We start from the raw sequence: 15,673 nt of genomic DNA on the forward strand, positions 1-15,673 counted from the left end.
TAGCGTACAGACGGATTAACAGCGCAACCGGCAAGTAGAAGCGCTGCGGGCCACGCCCGTCTATACTCTATGTTCCGCGCTCCCCGTTGTGTCGATAAGATGATGGCAGAAATTGCTGCATCATCAAGCCCAAAGGTTCGGACGTTTAAGCTGGTACGGAAAGTCTTTCTATATTCATAGTTTTGTTGATACGTAATGTTATATATTGATTTGAGTGAGGGTGGCGCATTTAGGCGACCGACTGGAATCGGGCGACCATGCCTTGGCGGGCGCTGGCAAGCATTGGCATCGTGGCAACCGGCCTCCCGGTACGATTGGTACGCACGGCGCTGGATGTGATACTCGCACTGGCGGCATAACAATGAACTTTGGTCGATTGCGTCGACGGGCGGCCAACCAGACCGACGGCCTTGCCTTTTTGGCGCAAAAATCCCTCGGGCAAAACTTCACCAGCTTTTCCGATTATTGGTACGGCTTGCCTTCACCCGAAAATAACCGCTTTAAGCTGGAGCTGCCATTCTGCGGCGCCTCTACGAACGACAACTTCCTCCCGATTCGCCATTCAAGCGGCGCTGTTGTTGATCGCGCGCCGATTATTGACCGTCGGGAGTTGGAGAAGCGAAAGGCGAAGGAAGCAGCGGCCTTCGGGTCGATACGGTCAGACGGACTCGAACCTCCGCCAAAATTGATGGTATGGGCCATTTTGGGGGCCTAGTGAGAAGCAGACATAAAGTATCCACGGAAATCGTATCGATGGGTATGCTTTGTGGGTCCTATAAGCGCACCATCGACACGCCCCTGGATCATGTCACAGTCGCACTCTTCGCGGGACGCGAGGCAGGCTGTATTCTCGACGCCTTCGACGACCATGAAGCCGAGTTTGTGCGCTAGGTCTATCGTCGACTTGGCGAGTATCGCGTCGTCGTCGTTGTGGTGTGCGAACTGGGCGGAGCTTCGATCTTTAGTTCGCTCAGCGGCAGCTGCGACCGCTGCCGTGGCATCGACCATTGCGGCCGATCCGGTTTGGTGAGGATCGTCTTCCTTTCTACGGATGTCCGATCTCGGTTCGCACGAAGCGGACGGCGGGTTCTCCACCGAATCTGCGCATTCTCCTGTGGGCGATGGAAGTTCGCGCCGCTAACAAGATCTAGGATTCTCTTGTGGAGTTACATCATCGAAGTCTGTAAGCTGCCATTGTGGTGCCGACAACTGGTGTCTATATTTCGATCCGTTAGGCATGCTAGCGCCAGCTTTGAAGGCGCGGATAGCTATGTAGTTCCTGTCCGAAGTTTGGGACCCGTACGCCAATACTATGTATAAAAAGCGTCATTGCGTAAAATAACTACCTCAAAACTCGTTCATCGCTCGTAGAAATTCGACCCCGGCAGCCCGTGGCCGGCCGGGATAGAATTGCTGCGTCTTTCAGAAACATGCTGAGGAAGACTTGACCTGCTCCCCAGACATCATGCCATTGGTAAGTTAGCTCGTCAGATGGAGACGAGTAATGCGGCGAGGCCGATTTAACGAGGATCAGATCATTGGCGTGCTGCGCGAGCATGAGGCCGGCGTGAAGACTGCCGAGCTGTGCCGGAAGCATGGGATCAGTGACGCGACGTTCTACAACTGGAAGGCGAAGTACGGCGGGATGACCGTGTCGGAGGCGGCGCGGTTGCGGGCGCTCGAGGACGAGAACCGCCGGCTGAAGAAGCTGCCGGCGGAGTCGATGCTCGACGTGTCGGCGCTGAAGGATTTGCTGGGAAAAAACTGACCCGGTCTGCAGAGCGCTACGCTGCGGTGGAGAAGCTGATGGCCGACCACAGCTTTTCCGAGCGTCGCGCCTGCAGGTTGATCGGGGTCAACCGGTCGGCGTGGCAATATGAGCCGCTTCGCGGGAAGGACGACGCTGTTCGCGTACGGATGCGCGAGATCGCGAACGAACGTCGTCGCTTCGGCTATCGACGGCTGGCGATCCTGTTGCGGCGTGAGGGCAAGGGCATGAACCTGAAGAAGGTTTACCGGCTGTATTGCGAGGAGCGGCTGACGGTGCGCAAGCGTGGCGGCCGCAAGCGCGCGCTGGGCACGCGGGCGCCGATGGCAATCCCGCAGGAACGAGACCAGCGCTGGTCGCTCGACTTCGTGTCGGATGCATTGGCCTGCGGCCGGCGGTTCCGTATGCTCAACGTCATCGACGACTACAGCCGGGAATGCATGGGGCGCCGAACGTCGCGGGCTGCCGTGCATGGTGGTCAGCGATAATGGGACCGAGCTGACCAGTCACGCCGTCCTTGCCTGGTGCCAGGACACCGGGGTCGAGTGGCATTACATCGCGCCCGGCAAGCCGCAGCAGAACGGCTTCGTCGAAAGCTTTAATGGTCGCTTGCGCGACGAGTGCCTGAACGAGCACCTGTTCCCAACGCTGGCTGCGGCCAGACGGATCATCGAGGCGTGGCGTACGGACTACAATACCGTGCGTCCGCACAGCAGTCTTGGCGGGTTGGCACCCGCCGAGTTTACGAACCGCCCCCGCCAAGGGCATATGGATACCGAAGCTAAGTTATCAGCGGCCTGAAAACGGGGAGCAGGTCACGAGTGATTATGGACATTCTGGCGCAACGCGAACTCGGGATGAAGCTCGCGCAAAATTATGGGGCTGACGCGCTGCAAGGCGTGATCGGGGACAGGACCGCGGATTACAGTGCGATATTCGCGGCGGCGGGGCGCTACCTTCGATCGGGCGAGGTGATCGACGCGGTGTTGGCGGGCCCGCCGGAATGGGCGTTCTACGCGCTCACCAATATCCCCAATATCGACCCCGCCGACCGCGCGAGACTGGTCGCGAAGGCGCAGGAGGACCCGTTCACGGCCGCCAACACGTTGCGTGGCGTGAGGGGAATCGATGCGCACGCAGAGGCGCTGACTCAGGCGGCCGGCAGCTACGCGTCGTCGCAGGGGACGATCTCGGGCTTCTACCTGAACAACAAGGGAAGCTATAATTGCGAATTCACGATGTACTGGGTCGATAACGGTCAGGTTCAGCCGAAAAAGGGGTCGACGCCCGACAAATGGGTGTGGAGCAGCAAGCTCATGGTCGGGCAGGACGAGAAGAAGGCCTGTGTCGACTTCGCGCTGAGCGGCTCTCCGCTGAAGGAGGGCGATACGGTCTGGATGTATCTGTGGGTCCAGGCCGGCCAGGATATCGAATCGCCGCTGCGCTTCGTCTACAGTTCGGCGGTGGCGGACTATGCCTGGTTCACCTCGTCGGGTTGTACGCAGAGCGACAGCCTGGCGCTGGACAAGGTCGCCAGCCCGCCGTCCTGACACCCCCGCGCCGCGGTCGGCGCGTAGCCGGCCGCGGCGCGAAGTGCCCGGCGATGCGAGAACCGGCGCCCGGGGGCGCCGGACGCGTCAATCCTCCACGATCCGGCTGTTCGTCCGCGTGTCCTTCATGCGGAGGTAGACGACCAGCGAGATGCCGATCATCGCGGTGACGTACCAGTAGAAGCCGCGCTCGAACCCTGCGCCCTTGAACTTCAGCGCGACGAACTCGGCGGTGCCACCGAACAGCGTGTTCGCCAGCGCATAGGGCAGGGCGACGCCGAGCGCGCGGATGTGCGCGGGGAACAGTTCCGCCTTCACCACCGCGTTGATCGAGGTGTAGCCGGTCACGATCACCAGCGCCGCCATGACGAGCAGCCCGGCATAGATCGGGTTCGTCGCGGTCTCGAGCGCGGTGAAGATCGGATAGGTGAACAGCATGCCCGCGACGCCGAACCCGACCATCAGCGGCTTGCGCCCGATCCGGTCCGACAGGCCGCCCGCGATCGGCTGCAACAGCATGAACACGAACAAGGTCGCGGCATTGATCTGGCTCGCGACCTCACGGCTGAAGCCGCTGGTGTTGACCAGGAACTTCTGCATGTAGATCGAATAGGCGTAGAAGGCGAGCGTGCCGCCGGCAGTCAGCAGCATGACCACCGCGGTCTCGCGCGGGTGATTCTTGAGCAGCGCGATAAAGCCCGACTTGGGCGCTTCGCCGGCCTTGGTGTCGCGCTTCGCATTCTCGAAGCTCTGCGTCTCGGCGAGCCCGCGGCGGATGTAGAACACGACGATCGCGAGCACCGCACCGATCGCGAACGGAATGCGCCAGCCCCAGGAATCCAGCGCCGCCTCGGTCATCGTCGACTGCAGGATCAGCAGCACGCAGATCGCGAGCAGCTGGCCCGAGATCAGCGTGACATACTGGAACGACGAGAAGAACCCGCGTCGGTCCTTGCCGGCCATCTCGGTCAGATAGGTCGCCGACGCGCCATATTCGCCGCCCACCGACAGCCCCTGCATCAGCCGTGCGATCACCAGCATGATCGGTGCGAAGACGCCGATCGTCTCGTATCCCGGCGTGCACGCGATGATCAGCGAGCCTGCGCACATCAGCGTCACCGACACCGTCAGCCCCGCCTTGCGGCCGTGGCGATCGGCATAGATGCCCATGATCCAGGCGCCGATCGGCCGCATCAGGAAGCCGACCGCGAAGATCGCCGCCGCGCTCAGCAGCTGCGCAGTGCGGTCCTCCGACGGGAAGAAATGCGGCGCGAAATACAGCGTGAACGCCGAATAGACATACCAGTCGAACCATTCGACGAGGTTGCCGGTCGATCCGCCGATGATCGCCTTCAGGCGGGTTTTCTGGTCGGGGGCCATGTCAGTTCGCCTTTGCGGTGGTCGGGAAACCGCGCTTCTTGAGCAGCGCGTTCACGTCGGGGTCGCGACCGCGGAATGCGCGGTACGCCTCGGCACGGTCGGTCTCGTTGCCGGTCGACAGCAGGACGCGCGCGAACCTGTCCGCGGTCGGTTTGTCCCACGGACTGCCGGCCTCCTCGAACGCGGCGAAGGTGTCGGCGTCCATCGTCTCGGACCAGAGATAGCTGTAATAGCCCGCCGAATAGCTGTCCGACGCGAACAGGTGCTGGAACTGCGGCACGCGGTGACGCATCACCAGCTGCCTGGGCATGCCGATCTCGGCGAGCGTCGCGGCCTCGAACTTGTCCGGATCGATCACGCCGTCGGGGACAGTGTGGATCTTCATGTCGACGATCGCCGACGACAGATATTCCGCGGTCGCGAACCCCTGGTTGAAGGTGCGCGACTTCTCGATCTTGTCGAGCAGGTCCTGCGGCATCGCGGCCTTGGTCTGGTAGTGCCGCGCGTATTTGTCGAGCACGTCGCGGGTGAGCAGCCAATGCTCGTTCACCTGGCTCGGATACTCCACGAAGTCGCGTGGCGTGCCCGCGAGCCCGGGATACTGGACGTTCTGCAGCATCGCGTGGATCGCATGGCCGAACTCGTGGAACAGCGTCTGCGCATCGTCGAGGCTGATCAGGATCGGCTCGCCGGGTGCGCCCTTGGCAAAATTGTTGTTGTTCGACGACAGCACCAGCTGTGCCGGCGCGAGGCCCCGCTGGCCGCGATAGGTGTTCGCCCAGGCGCCCGATCGCTTGCCCGTGCGCGCAAAATCGTCGCGGTAGAACAGGCCGACATCCTTGCCGGCCCGGTCGGTCACGCTCCACACGCGCATGTTCGGCTCGAACACGGGGACGGTGCCGGTGATCTCCTTGAAGTTCAGCCCGTACAGCCGGTTGGCGGCGTAGAGCGATCCCTGGATGATGTTGCCGAGTTCGAAATACGGCTTCAGCTGCGCCTGATCGAGGTCATACCGGCTTTTCCGGACCTTCTCCTGGTAGAAGCGGTAATCCCAGGGCTCGATCGTCAGCCCGGTGCCGGCGATCTTCTGCATGTCCGCGACTTCCTCGCCGACGCGCGCGCGGGCGGCGGGCCAGACGCGCATCATCAGGTCCATCGCCGCGGCGGGCGTCTTGGCCATCGTGTCCTGCATCCGCCAGTCGGCATGCGTCTTGAACCCGAGCAGGTGCGCACGGTCGGCGCGCAACTTGACGATCCGCGCGATCGTCGCGTTGGTGTCGTTGGCGTCCCCATTGTCGCCGCGGTTGACGAACGCCCGCCACACCTTTTCGCGCAGCGCGCGGTCGGTGGCGTAGGTCAGCACCGGATCGACCGCCGAGCGCGTGTTGACGATCGCGAAGCCCGGCAGCTTGCGCTCCGCCGCCGCCGCTTTGGCAACCGCCTTCACGCTGTCGGGAAGCCCGGCGAGCTGCGCCTCGTCGGTGACCGCGATCGCCGTGCTCTCGTCCGCCAGCAGCTTCTCGCCGAAGGTCGAGAATTCGGTCGCGAGCTGCTGGTTGTACTGCGACAGCTGGGCCTTCTGCGCATCGTCGAGCTTGGCGCCCTGGCGCACCGAGCTGTCGTACATCCGCGTCACAAGCCGGATCTGCTGCGCGGTCAGCCCGCTCGAAGCGCGCGCGTCGTAGATCGCCTGGATCCGCGCGAACAATGCCTTGTCGAACGTGATCGCATCCGATGCGGCGGAGAATTTCGGCGACCATTCGCGGTCGATCGCCTGATAGGCGGGCGTGTTCATGTTGCCCGTCATCACGCCGAACAGCGTCATCACGCGGCCATAGCGCTTGCCGGCCAGCTGCATCGGCACGATCGTGTTGTCGAAGCTCGGCTTGGCCGGGTTGTCGGCGATTTTCCGATACTCGGCGGCGCGTTCGGCGAGCGTCGCGGCGAACGCCGGCGGGAACAGCTCGGGGCGCACCTTGTCCCAGGGGGGTACGCCGCCGTCGGGGCCGGTCCAGTCGGCCAGCAGCGGATTGGCCGCGGCGGCAGGGGCGGGGGCCGTCTGGCCCTGGGCGATCGTCGAGGTCGAAGCCATCAGCGCTGCGGCACTGGCGGCGAGGTAGAGAAACTGCACATGGAACTCCCGGTCGATGTGCTCCGCATCATAGACATAATGTTACGCGGCGGAACCCGTAGCGTCGGACCGCCCCGATCCTGCCCTGACGGCGAGGATCAGTAGGGCGTCATCGAATAGGGCCGCGCCGCCTTCGCTGTCGCCCAGCGCGTGTTGGGCGTCGCCTGCATCGTGAAGCGCAGTTCTCCGCCCGCTTCGATCTGCGCGTGCGTGACGACGCTCCTGTCGAGCGGGGTGCCGTTCAGCGTCACGCGGCCGACATAGCGGTTCGCGTCCGACAGCCCGTCGGCGACGACCGCGAAGGTCTTGCCGTTCGGCAGGTTCAGCACCGCGCGGTCGAGGAACGGGCGGCCGATGACATATTCCCCCGTGCCCGGCGCGACCGGATAGAAGCCGAGCGCGGTGAAGACGAGCCACGCCGACATCTGGCCGAGGTCGTCATTGCCCGACAGGCCGTCCGGGGTCGGCTTGTACTGGCTGTCGACGATCTGCTTCAGCCGCTCCTGCGTCCGCCAGGGCCGCCCGGCATAATCGTAGAGATAGGCGACATGATGGCTCGGCTCGTTGCCATGGATATATTGCCCGATCAGCCCGGCAATGTCCTCGGCATGGCTGTAGTCGATCTTCGAATTGTCATAGTCGAACATCGCGTCGAGCTTGGTCACCGTCTTCGCGTCGCCGCCGAGCAGGCGGATCAGCCCGCCCTGATCGTGTGGCATGAACCAGCTATATTGCCACGCATTGCCCTCGGTATAGTCGGAGCCATAGTTGATCGCGGTCGGGTCGAACGGCGTGCGGAAGCTGCCGTCGCTCTTGCGCGCGCGCAGGAACCCGGTCTTCACGTCGAAGCTGTTGCGCCAGTTGGCCGCGCGCTTCTCGAACCGCGCCGCGATGTCGGACCGCCCCAGGCCGCGCGCCATCCGCGCGATCGTCCAGTCGTCATAGGCATATTCGACGGTCTTGGACGCGGCCTCCGGCTCTGCGTCGATGGGCACATAGCCGCGCTTGATGTACGCGCCGAGCCCGCCATAGGGCGCGTAGTCGGCGCTCGCGACCATCGCGTCGAGCGCCGCGCCGGCGTCATATCCCCTGATCCCCTTGGTATAGGCGTCGGCGATCACCGGGACGGCGTGATAGCCGATCATCGTCCAGGTCTCGCGCCCCGCGAACTGCCAGACGGGGAGGATGCCGTCGGGGCTGTGACGCCGGCTGGCGACGAGCGACTGGACGACGTCGCTCGTGGTGGCTTGGGGCTGGATCAGCGTCAGCAGCGGATGCTCGGCGCGGAACGTGTCCCACAGCGAGAAGGTCGACCGCTGCGTATAGCCGACCGCGCTCTGCACCTGATCGTCCGGCCCACGATAGCGGCCGTCGACGTCGCTCCAGATGCTCGGCGCGAGCAGGCTGTGGTAAAGCGCGGTGTAGACGCTGGTGCGGATCGGCTTGGCCGCGTCGATCGCGACGGCGCCGAGCGCCTTGTCCCAGGCGGTGCGCGTCGCCGCGCGGACCGCGTCGAAATCGCCGGGCTCGGCCTCCAGGTTGGCGCGCGCGCCCGCTTCGTCGACGCCGGACAGTGCCACCTTGACCTCGAGCGGCGTCGCCAGCCGACCGAAATCAAGCCGCGCCTCGAGCGCCTTGCCGAGTTTCTCCGGCACCGCATCGGACCCGCGGTTCGGTCCCTGGAAGCCCTTGTACGCCACCGCGGTGTCGCGATCGACGAACGCGTGGCCGGTGAGCGGCGCGGAGAAGCGCATCGCGAAGAACAGTTTCCGCCCCGGCGCCCAGCCGCGCGTCTCGCGCGATCCGGTCAGCACGCCGTCGGGCGACAGGCGCAGCGACGACCAGAGGATCTTGCCGGGATAATTGTAGAGCGAACTGCGCAGGTCGAGGACGAGATGCGCGTCCGCACCCTTCGCGAAGCTGTAGCGATGCACGCCGACCCGCGCGCCCGCGGTCATCTCCGCGCGCACCTTCGCGTCGCTGAGCGTCACCGCGTAATAGCCCGGATGCGCGACCTCGTCGGCATGCGCGAAGCGCGAGCGGTAGCCGGACCCAGGCACCGCCGGGTCGCCGGGATCCATCCGGACCTCGCCCGACACCGGCATGACCAGCACGTCGCCCAGGTCGGAATGCCCCGCGCCCGAGAAATGCGTGTGGCTGAACCCCTGGATCGTCGGGTCGTCGTAGCGATAGCCGGCGGCGTGGCCGTAGCATTTGCGGATCTCGCACGACGTGTCGGTATCCGGGCTAAGCTGCACCATGCCGAACGGTGCCGTCGCCCCGGGATAGGTGTGTCCCTCGCCGCCCGTACCGATGAACGGGTCGACCGCGTCATAGGGCGCGGTGGTCTGGGCAGCGAGCGGCGACGCGACGAGCGCGAGCGGGAGGAGGATGCGCATCACCGCGTTAGAGCAGCGATCGGCGGCCACGCCAAGCGTCCCCGCGGTCCGGCGCTACAGCGGCGGAAACACCACGTCCGTCGACTGCCCCTTCGCCTCGTCCGCCGCCGCGATCAGCCGGAGGCCGGTCTCGCGCGCCGCATCGGGCGTCATCGTGACCGCGACGCCGTCGGGTCCGTCAAGCGTCACCAGCCCGTGCTCGGCGGTGGCAAGTCCCGGCTTCGTCTCGGGCATCAGCATCGGGATCGCTCCTTGGTCGTTCACGCGGTACGATTGACGTAGAGATAGTCGGACTCGAACTCGCCGATCGCCTCCAGCGCCTTGCGGTCCAGGATCCGGACCTCGTTCGCCTTGAACGTCAACGCGCCACGCTCGCGAAGGCCCCGCAGCACGCGGTTGACGTGCACGCCGGTGATCCCGCACGCCTCGGCCAGGTCGGGCTGCGTCATCGGCAGCGCGAACACGCCGTCGCGCGCCAGCCCGACCATCCCCAGCCGGACGTTCAGTTCGCAGAACAGGTGCGCGAGCCGCCCCTCGGCGCCCAGGCGGCCGAGCCGAAAAATCCATTCGCGGTGCATCGCGGCGTCGAGCAGCGTGCTGAACCACAGCATCCGCGTGAGGTGCGGGAAGCGTTCGGTGATCGTCGTCAGCGTATCATGCTCGAACGTCGCGACCTTGACCGGCCCCAGCGTCGCGATGTCGTGATCGAGATACTTCATCGGAAAGCCGTGCAGGTCGACGAAATCCCCCGGCACGTGCACCGCGACGAGCTGCCGCTGGCCCTCGCGATCGTCCATGTAGCGGCAGATGAACCCTTCCAGCAGCAACGTGCTGTGTTCGACCCGCTCGCCCGCGCGGATCAGCCGCGTGCGGCCGGGCAGCGTGCGCACGGTGGCGATGCTGTCCTCGATCACGCGCTTCTCGTCGTCGCTCAGGTCCTCGCGGCCGCGCCCCAGCAAAAACTTTTCGGTCTGCATGGCCTCCCCCTCTTCCCGTCGTTCGCGTCTCGCGCCAGCCCTAGGCTGCGCGCAGAGTTTCGTATTGATGCACGTCAATCGGTCGGCCCCCGATGAAACATTCCCCGTACCCGGGGTGTTCCCTCGCGACCATGTATCGCCCGATATTCCAGAATGACCATCCCCTAGCCCAGGCCTTTATCGCCACGGTAGAGGCCCCGCAATTCCCCTGTGTCGGCGCGAAGTCCGCGCTGGGACGGGGGCAGATGGATATTCTCGTCGCCCGCGACGTGCGCTCCGCCTGGGACGACATGCGCATCCTGCCCGCGCTCGGCGAGACGGTCCGCAAGTATCGCGAGGACCGCGCGATCTTCCGCACGCTCGTCATCCTGTTCGAGGCGCCGGCCCTGCTCAGCGAGGAGCAGTTCGAGGCGCATCTGTGGGCGCGTGCGCAGTCGCTCAGCGACAAGGACGAATGGCTCGGCTACCGGCCCGACCCCAGCGTCAGCAGCGATCCCGACGATCCGCATTTCTCGCTGAGCTTCTCGGGCGAGGCGTTCTTCGTGGTCGGGCTTCACCCGCATGCCAGCCGTCCGGCGCGCTGGTTCCAGTCGCCGGCGATGGTGTTCAACCTTCACGACCAGTTCGAGGTGCTGCGCACGCAGCAGCGCTACGACAAGCTGCGGTCCTCGATCCTCGCGCGCGACCTGGTGTTCGCCGGCAGCGAGAACCCGATGCTCGCGCGCCACGGGGAGTCGAGCGAGGCGCGGCAGTATAGCGGCCGGGTCGTTGACGATTCATGGAAATGCCCGTTCAAGCGGGGTCAAGCGCATGGGTGATGTGCAGACCATCGCGCCGCGATCGGGGGCCGGGTTCACGCTCGACCGCGGACAGACGCTGACCGTGATCGATCCTGAGGGGCGGCAGGTGTCCGACCTGCTCGCGTTCAACCGCGCCGACATCCGCGAGGGTATCTCGTCGGGGCGAACGCTCGATTATGCGAGCCGGCTCTACCTCACGACCGGCGACCGGCTCTATTCGAACCGCAGCAACGTCATGCTCGATATCGTGTCCGACGATGTCGGCCGGCACGACTTCCTGCTGACGCCGTGTTCGAAGGAAACGTTCGCGATCATCTATGGCGACACCGATCCGCATCGCGGCTGTTTCGGCAATCTCGCGGAGGCGCTGGCGCCGTGGGGCGTCGAGCCGGACATGATCCCGGTGGCGTTCAACTGCTTCATGAACGTGCCGATCGACGGCGCGACGGGCACCTTCACCGTCGAGCCGCCGCTCAGCAAGGCCGGCGACACGATCGTGTTCCGCGCGGAGATGGACCTGATCATCGGGATGACCGCCTGTTCCGCGCTCCAGTCGAACGGCGGGTCGTTCAAGCCGATCCAGTACCGCATCGACTGACGCGCGCCGGTCGGGCCCACCGGTCAGCCGCTGGTCTCGACCAGCTCGACGATCTCGAACGCGTGGCTTTTCCAGCCGCGCATCCGCGACGCTTCATCGGTCGCCGTTCGTTTCCGCTTCGCCTCGGCGAGCGACCGCGTATGGCCCCAGAACACTTCGGTCTTGCCGTTCTCCAGCACCGCGACGATCCGCCAGTAATGCGTGAACGCATCGGTCGTCGGACCGATCGTCTTCACATAGCCGTCGGGCAGTGTCGCGGTGAGGTATCGCCGCTTGCGCGCCACGCCTAGCGGAGGCGTCGCACGCGTGCCGAGCGCCGCCCGGGCGCGGTCGCGACATAACTGCCGAGCGTACCCGCCTTGATCGTCACGCGGTCGCCCTTGCGCGGCGCGAGCATCACCTGCTCCGTGGTCTCCCAGACGCCGCCATCGTCGAGCTCGAACCGAATCAGCCCGCCGGGCAGCTGTACCGAGCTGCGCATCACCGCGGTCAGCTCCTTCAGCGCCTGCTCGTCGTCGCCGCTTCCGAACAATTTGATCGACGGCAGCGAGAAGCCGAACAGCGAGCGCTTCGCGCGCTGCACCTCGGCCTTGTCCACCACGACGAATGCCTTCGACCGTTGCCCCTCGACGACGGTCTTCACCGCGCGATCGAAGCAGGCGAGACGGTCCGTATCGGCTGCGATCGCGGTGCATTTGGTGAGTTCGTCCAGCGCCTTGGACGGCGTCGTGGCGTCGCGATCGCGCGCGAGAGCCGGTCCCGCAAGCATCATTGCAATCGTTACGATCATCACACGCCGTGTCATATCAGTCCCCCAAGCACCCGGCCGATCCTAGAGAGGGAGCGGGCCATATTCAACGGCAGCATTACTTGCCTATTCAATGACAGTATTACTTCTCTTTTGTGACGCACAGGACACAGCCCCCCTTCAAACGTGACCAAAGCAGATACAGGCGATTGCGACCGATCCGGCACATACCCTACGAATGAAATCCGAGGCGTTCGGTAAAGGTCAATCCTGCCGAGCTGCCGTCAGGCTCAGACAAGGGGTATCCAATGCAGATGACCGTACGATCGCGACTGCTCGCGTCGACGCTGTTCGCCGGTGCGGCGATGATCGCGTCGCAGGCGACCGCGCAGACCGCGCCCGCCACCAAGGAAACCCAGCAGGTTTCGCAGGATCCGAACACGCCGCCGCCCGCCGAGGAAGGCCAGGACATCGTCGTCACGGGTACGCTGATCAGCAACCCGAACCTCGTTTCGTCGAGCCCGGTCGCCGTGGTCTCCGAGAACGAACTCGCGCTGCGCAACATCAACAACGTCGAACAGGTCATCCGCGAACTGCCGGGTGCGGTCGCCGGCCTGGGCTCCGCGACGAACAACGGCAATGGCGGTTTCGCCACCATCAACCTCCGCAACCTCGGCTCGCAGCGCAACCTCGGCTCGCAGCGCAACCTCGTACTGATCGACGGCGACCGCATCGTCCCCGCGCAGCAGGGCGGCACGGTCGATCTGAACAACATCCCCGTCGCGCTGCTGCAGCGCGTCGACATCCTGACCGGCGGTGCATCGACCACCTATGGCGCGGACGCGGTGTCGGGCGTCGCGAACTTCATCACCAAGAAGAACTTCGCGGGCATGGAGGCATCGGCCAGCCAGCAGATCTCGTCGAACGGCGACTCCAACTATTTCCGGTCGGACCTGACGATCGGTGCGAACTTCGACGACGGTCGCGGTAACGCGGTGCTGAGCCTGGGCTACCAGGAAGCCGATCCGCTCTACCAGGGCGATCGCAACGTCTCGATCTTCGGCATCAGCTCGGCCACCGGCGTCGCCTCGGGCTCGTCCTTCACCAGCGTGCCGACGACGGTGTCGTTCTCGAGCGGCGACTTCCAGGTCAGCCCGACCGGCACCTCGCTCGTCCGTCAGTATGCGGGCTTCAACTTCAACCCGTACAATATCTTCCAGACGCCGTTCAAGCGGTACAACATCTTCGCGCAGGCGAACTACGAGATCAGCGACAATCTCGAAGTCTATTCGCGCGGCATGTTCTCGAAGAACACGATCAGCACGATCATCGCGCCGTCGGGCGTGTTCGGCGAAGCGCTGACCATTCCGGCGAACAACCCGTATCTGACCGCGGGCATCCGCGACCAGCTCTGCACGCTCAACGGCATCGCGCTGGGTGCTGCGTGCAACACCAACACCGCGATCCCGCTGCCTGCGGTCTATCGTCGCTCGGTCGAACTCGGGCCGCGCGTGTCCGACTACACCACGACGATGTTCGACTATAAGGCGGGGCTCCGCCTGCGCTTCTCCGACCATGCCAAGCTCGACGTGTCGGGCGCCTATGGCGAGAGCGACCTGCTTCAGGTCCAGTCGGGCTACGTGCTGCGCAGCCGCGTCCAGCAGGCGCTGAACGCGAACAACACGACGACCTGCGCGGTCACGACCAACAACTGCGTGCCGCTCAACCTGTTCGGCGAAGCCGGCTCGATCACGTCGGCACAGGCCGCGTTCCTGAACGGCGAAAGCTCGATCCGGATCAAGACCGCGCTGTCGCAGGCCAAGGCCGTCCTCAACGGCGACTTCGGCACCACCTCGCCGTTCGCGGATGAGCCGATCGGCTTCGCGCTCGGCGGCGAGTATCGCAAGTACAGCTATCAGCGCAGCCCCGACGCGTATGCGCTGTCGCCGGGCGAGCTGGGCGGCGCCGGTGGCGCGGTCCTGCCGTTCACGGGCAGCTACGACGTACGCGAGGCGTTCGGCGAAGTCATCGCGCCGCTCGTCACCGGGCGTCCGTTCTTCCACTCGCTGACGCTCGAAGGCGGCTTCCGCTATTCGGACTACAAGGTGCAGGCGGCGAACAACCCGAGCTTCAGCGCCTGGACCTACAAGGGCGGTGCGAGCTTCGAGCCGGTCGAGGAAATCAAGTTCCGCGGCAACTACCAGCGCGCGGTGCGTGCCCCGAACATCGACGAGCTGTTCTCGCCCGTCGTCACCGCGCTCGACAACCTCGCACCGGGTCTCGACCCCTGCGTGGGCGCACGGCCGGTCGGCAACGCCAACCTCACGCTGGCCTGCCGCAACCAGGGCGCACCCGCTGCGGTCATCGGCACGATCCAGGAGCCGTCGGCCGGACAGGTCAACGTCACCGGTGGTGGCAGCCCCACCATCCGTCCGGAAAAGGCCGATACCTACACGCTCGGCGTCATCATCCAGCCGCGCGGGCTGGTGCCCGGCCTGAGCATCGCGGTCGACTACTTCAACATCAAGGTGAAGGACGCGATCACGTCGGCGCAGCCGAGCGACATCCTGTCGGAGTGCTTCGGAGCGACGCCGACCGCGATCACCGCGGCACAGGCGGCCTCGGCTGCATGTACCTCGATCCGCCGCGGTGCGACGACGGGCCGCCTCAGCGGTTCGAGCGCAACCATCCCCGGCCTGCCGCAGCCGCTGACCAACCGCGGCCGCCTGAAGACCGACGGTATCGACCTGAACGCGAACTACGCGCGTGAATTCGGCGATTTCGGCCTGAACCTGGGCTTCCAGGGCACCTGGACCGCGCATCGCTACTTCCAGGCGTCGTCGACCGGCTACAATCGCGACTGCGTTGGCTATTACAGCACCAACTGCACCTCGATCCAGCCGGAGTTCCAGTGGAACCAGCGGACCAGCCTGTCCTACGGGCCGGCCACCGCGTCGCTGCTGTGGCGTCACCTCGGCGCGGTCCAGTATGAGGGCCAGGCCGACGACTTCGCGGCTCGTGGCTTCACCGCGACGTCGCGCAACCTGTTCATTGGCACGGTGACCGGTCCGTCGCCGCTGGCCGGGGGCCGCTACAACTTCAACAAGATCGAAGCGTACAACTATCTCGACGCCTCGATCCAGCTAGAGGTCAACGACAACCTGACGCTGACCGGCAACCTGCGTAACCTGACGGGCAAGAAGCCGCCGCTCGTCGGTTCGTCGGCCGGGTCGACCGCCTATAACGGCGGCAACACCTACCCCGCGACCTACGACACCATCGGTCGTCTGTTCAGCGTGTCGGGCAAGCTGCGCTTCTAAGC

General features: G+C 65.0%; 12 protein-coding genes and 1 pseudogene. 6 read left to right on the top strand and 7 right to left on the bottom strand.

The features are described from left to right. Positions 1 to 214: 214 nt before the first annotated feature. The 3 genes and pseudogenes from FSB78_RS01560 to FSB78_RS01575 all read left to right on the top strand — a co-directional run bounded on the left by FSB78_RS01560 (position 215) and on the right by FSB78_RS01575 (position 3,318). Positions 215 to 715, top strand: a complete 501-nt coding sequence (locus FSB78_RS01560; RefSeq protein WP_147079377.1) for a hypothetical protein — start codon at positions 215 to 217, stop codon at positions 713 to 715. Positions 716 to 1,504: 789 nt separating this feature from the next. Next, positions 1,505 to 2,569, top strand: a pseudogene (locus FSB78_RS01570) (IS3 family transposase). A gap of 26 nt (positions 2,570 to 2,595) precedes the next feature. Next, positions 2,596 to 3,318: a hypothetical protein gene (locus FSB78_RS01575; RefSeq protein ID WP_147079381.1), complete on the top strand. Its 723-nt coding sequence runs from the start codon at positions 2,596 to 2,598 to the stop codon at positions 3,316 to 3,318. Positions 3,319 to 3,405: 87 nt separating this feature from the next. Here FSB78_RS01575 and FSB78_RS01580 read toward each other — a convergent pair whose 3' ends face one another. The 5 genes from FSB78_RS01580 to FSB78_RS01600 all read right to left on the bottom strand — a co-directional run bounded on the left by FSB78_RS01580 (position 3,406) and on the right by FSB78_RS01600 (position 10,205). Next, a complete protein-coding gene (locus tag FSB78_RS01580; RefSeq protein ID WP_147079383.1) occupies positions 3,406 to 4,698 on the bottom strand; it encodes an MFS transporter in 1,293 nt (430 codons plus the stop codon). A gap of 1 nt (position 4,699) precedes the next feature. Then, positions 4,700 to 6,829: a M3 family metallopeptidase gene (locus FSB78_RS01585; RefSeq protein ID WP_147079385.1), complete on the bottom strand. Its 2,130-nt coding sequence runs from the start codon at positions 6,827 to 6,829 to the stop codon at positions 4,700 to 4,702. A 98-nt stretch (positions 6,830 to 6,927) separates the two neighbouring features. Next, positions 6,928 to 9,228, bottom strand: a complete 2,301-nt coding sequence (locus tag FSB78_RS01590; protein ID WP_147079387.1) for a GH92 family glycosyl hydrolase — start codon at positions 9,226 to 9,228, stop codon at positions 6,928 to 6,930. Positions 9,229 to 9,282: 54 nt separating this feature from the next. Beyond that, on the bottom strand, positions 9,283 to 9,492 hold the full coding sequence (locus FSB78_RS01595) for a hypothetical protein (RefSeq protein WP_422396660.1): 210 nt from the start codon (positions 9,490 to 9,492) through the stop codon (positions 9,283 to 9,285). Then, positions 9,489 to 10,205 (bottom strand): Crp/Fnr family transcriptional regulator, encoded by a 717-nt coding sequence (locus FSB78_RS01600; protein WP_147079388.1) that lies wholly within the window; start codon positions 10,203 to 10,205, stop codon positions 9,489 to 9,491. The genes FSB78_RS01595 and FSB78_RS01600 overlap by 4 nt, the downstream gene beginning before the upstream one ends. A gap of 131 nt (positions 10,206 to 10,336) precedes the next feature. On the opposite strand from FSB78_RS01600, the gene gntA reads away from it, so the two are divergent. Next, positions 10,337 to 11,023: a guanitoxin biosynthesis heme-dependent pre-guanitoxin N-hydroxylase GntA gene (gene gntA, locus FSB78_RS01605; protein ID WP_147079390.1), complete on the top strand. Its 687-nt coding sequence runs from the start codon at positions 10,337 to 10,339 to the stop codon at positions 11,021 to 11,023. Further along, positions 11,016 to 11,603 (top strand): DUF1989 domain-containing protein, encoded by a 588-nt coding sequence (locus FSB78_RS01610; RefSeq protein ID WP_147079392.1) that lies wholly within the window; start codon positions 11,016 to 11,018, stop codon positions 11,601 to 11,603. The genes gntA and FSB78_RS01610 overlap by 8 nt, the downstream gene beginning before the upstream one ends. 23 nt (positions 11,604 to 11,626) lie before the next feature. On the opposite strand, the gene FSB78_RS01615 is transcribed toward FSB78_RS01610, so the two are convergent. Further along, entirely contained in the window at positions 11,627 to 11,887 is a 261-nt protein-coding gene (locus FSB78_RS01615; protein WP_147079394.1) for a hypothetical protein, read from the bottom strand. A 2-nt stretch (positions 11,888 to 11,889) separates the two neighbouring features. Then, entirely contained in the window at positions 11,890 to 12,393 is a 504-nt protein-coding gene (locus FSB78_RS01620; protein ID WP_147079396.1) for a hypothetical protein, read from the bottom strand. A 272-nt stretch (positions 12,394 to 12,665) separates the two neighbouring features. Here FSB78_RS01620 and FSB78_RS01625 point away from each other — a divergent pair, with 272 nt between their 5' ends. Continuing rightward, on the top strand, positions 12,666 to 15,671 hold the full coding sequence (locus tag FSB78_RS01625; RefSeq protein ID WP_338419948.1) for a TonB-dependent receptor domain-containing protein: 3,006 nt from the start codon (positions 12,666 to 12,668) through the stop codon (positions 15,669 to 15,671). Positions 15,672 to 15,673: the final 2 nt, after the last annotated feature.

This window comes from Sphingomonas ginsenosidivorax (genome assembly GCF_007995065.1).
GTDB classification, from domain to species: Bacteria; Pseudomonadota; Alphaproteobacteria; order Sphingomonadales; family Sphingomonadaceae; genus Sphingomonas; species Sphingomonas ginsenosidivorax.

Bases quoted from the DNA above. Each gene is read 5' to 3' on its own strand.
- FSB78_RS01590 (WP_147079387.1), bottom strand. From the start codon at position 9,228: ATGCGCATCCTCCTCCCGCTCGCGCTCGTCGCGTCGCCGCTCGCTGCC.
- FSB78_RS01610 (WP_147079392.1), top strand. From the start codon at position 11,016: ATGGGTGATGTGCAGACCATCGCGCCGCGATCGGGGGCCGGGTTCACG.
- FSB78_RS01600 (WP_147079388.1), bottom strand. From the start codon at position 10,205: ATGCAGACCGAAAAGTTTTTGCTGGGGCGCGGCCGCGAGGACCTGAGC.
- FSB78_RS01575 (WP_147079381.1), top strand. From the start codon at position 2,596: ATGGACATTCTGGCGCAACGCGAACTCGGGATGAAGCTCGCGCAAAAT.
- FSB78_RS01625 (WP_338419948.1), top strand. From the start codon at position 12,666: ATGACCGTACGATCGCGACTGCTCGCGTCGACGCTGTTCGCCGGTGCG.
- FSB78_RS01580 (WP_147079383.1), bottom strand. From the start codon at position 4,698: ATGGCCCCCGACCAGAAAACCCGCCTGAAGGCGATCATCGGCGGATCG.
- FSB78_RS01620 (WP_147079396.1), bottom strand. From the start codon at position 12,393: ATGATCGTAACGATTGCAATGATGCTTGCGGGACCGGCTCTCGCGCGC.
- gntA (WP_147079390.1), top strand. From the start codon at position 10,337: ATGTATCGCCCGATATTCCAGAATGACCATCCCCTAGCCCAGGCCTTT.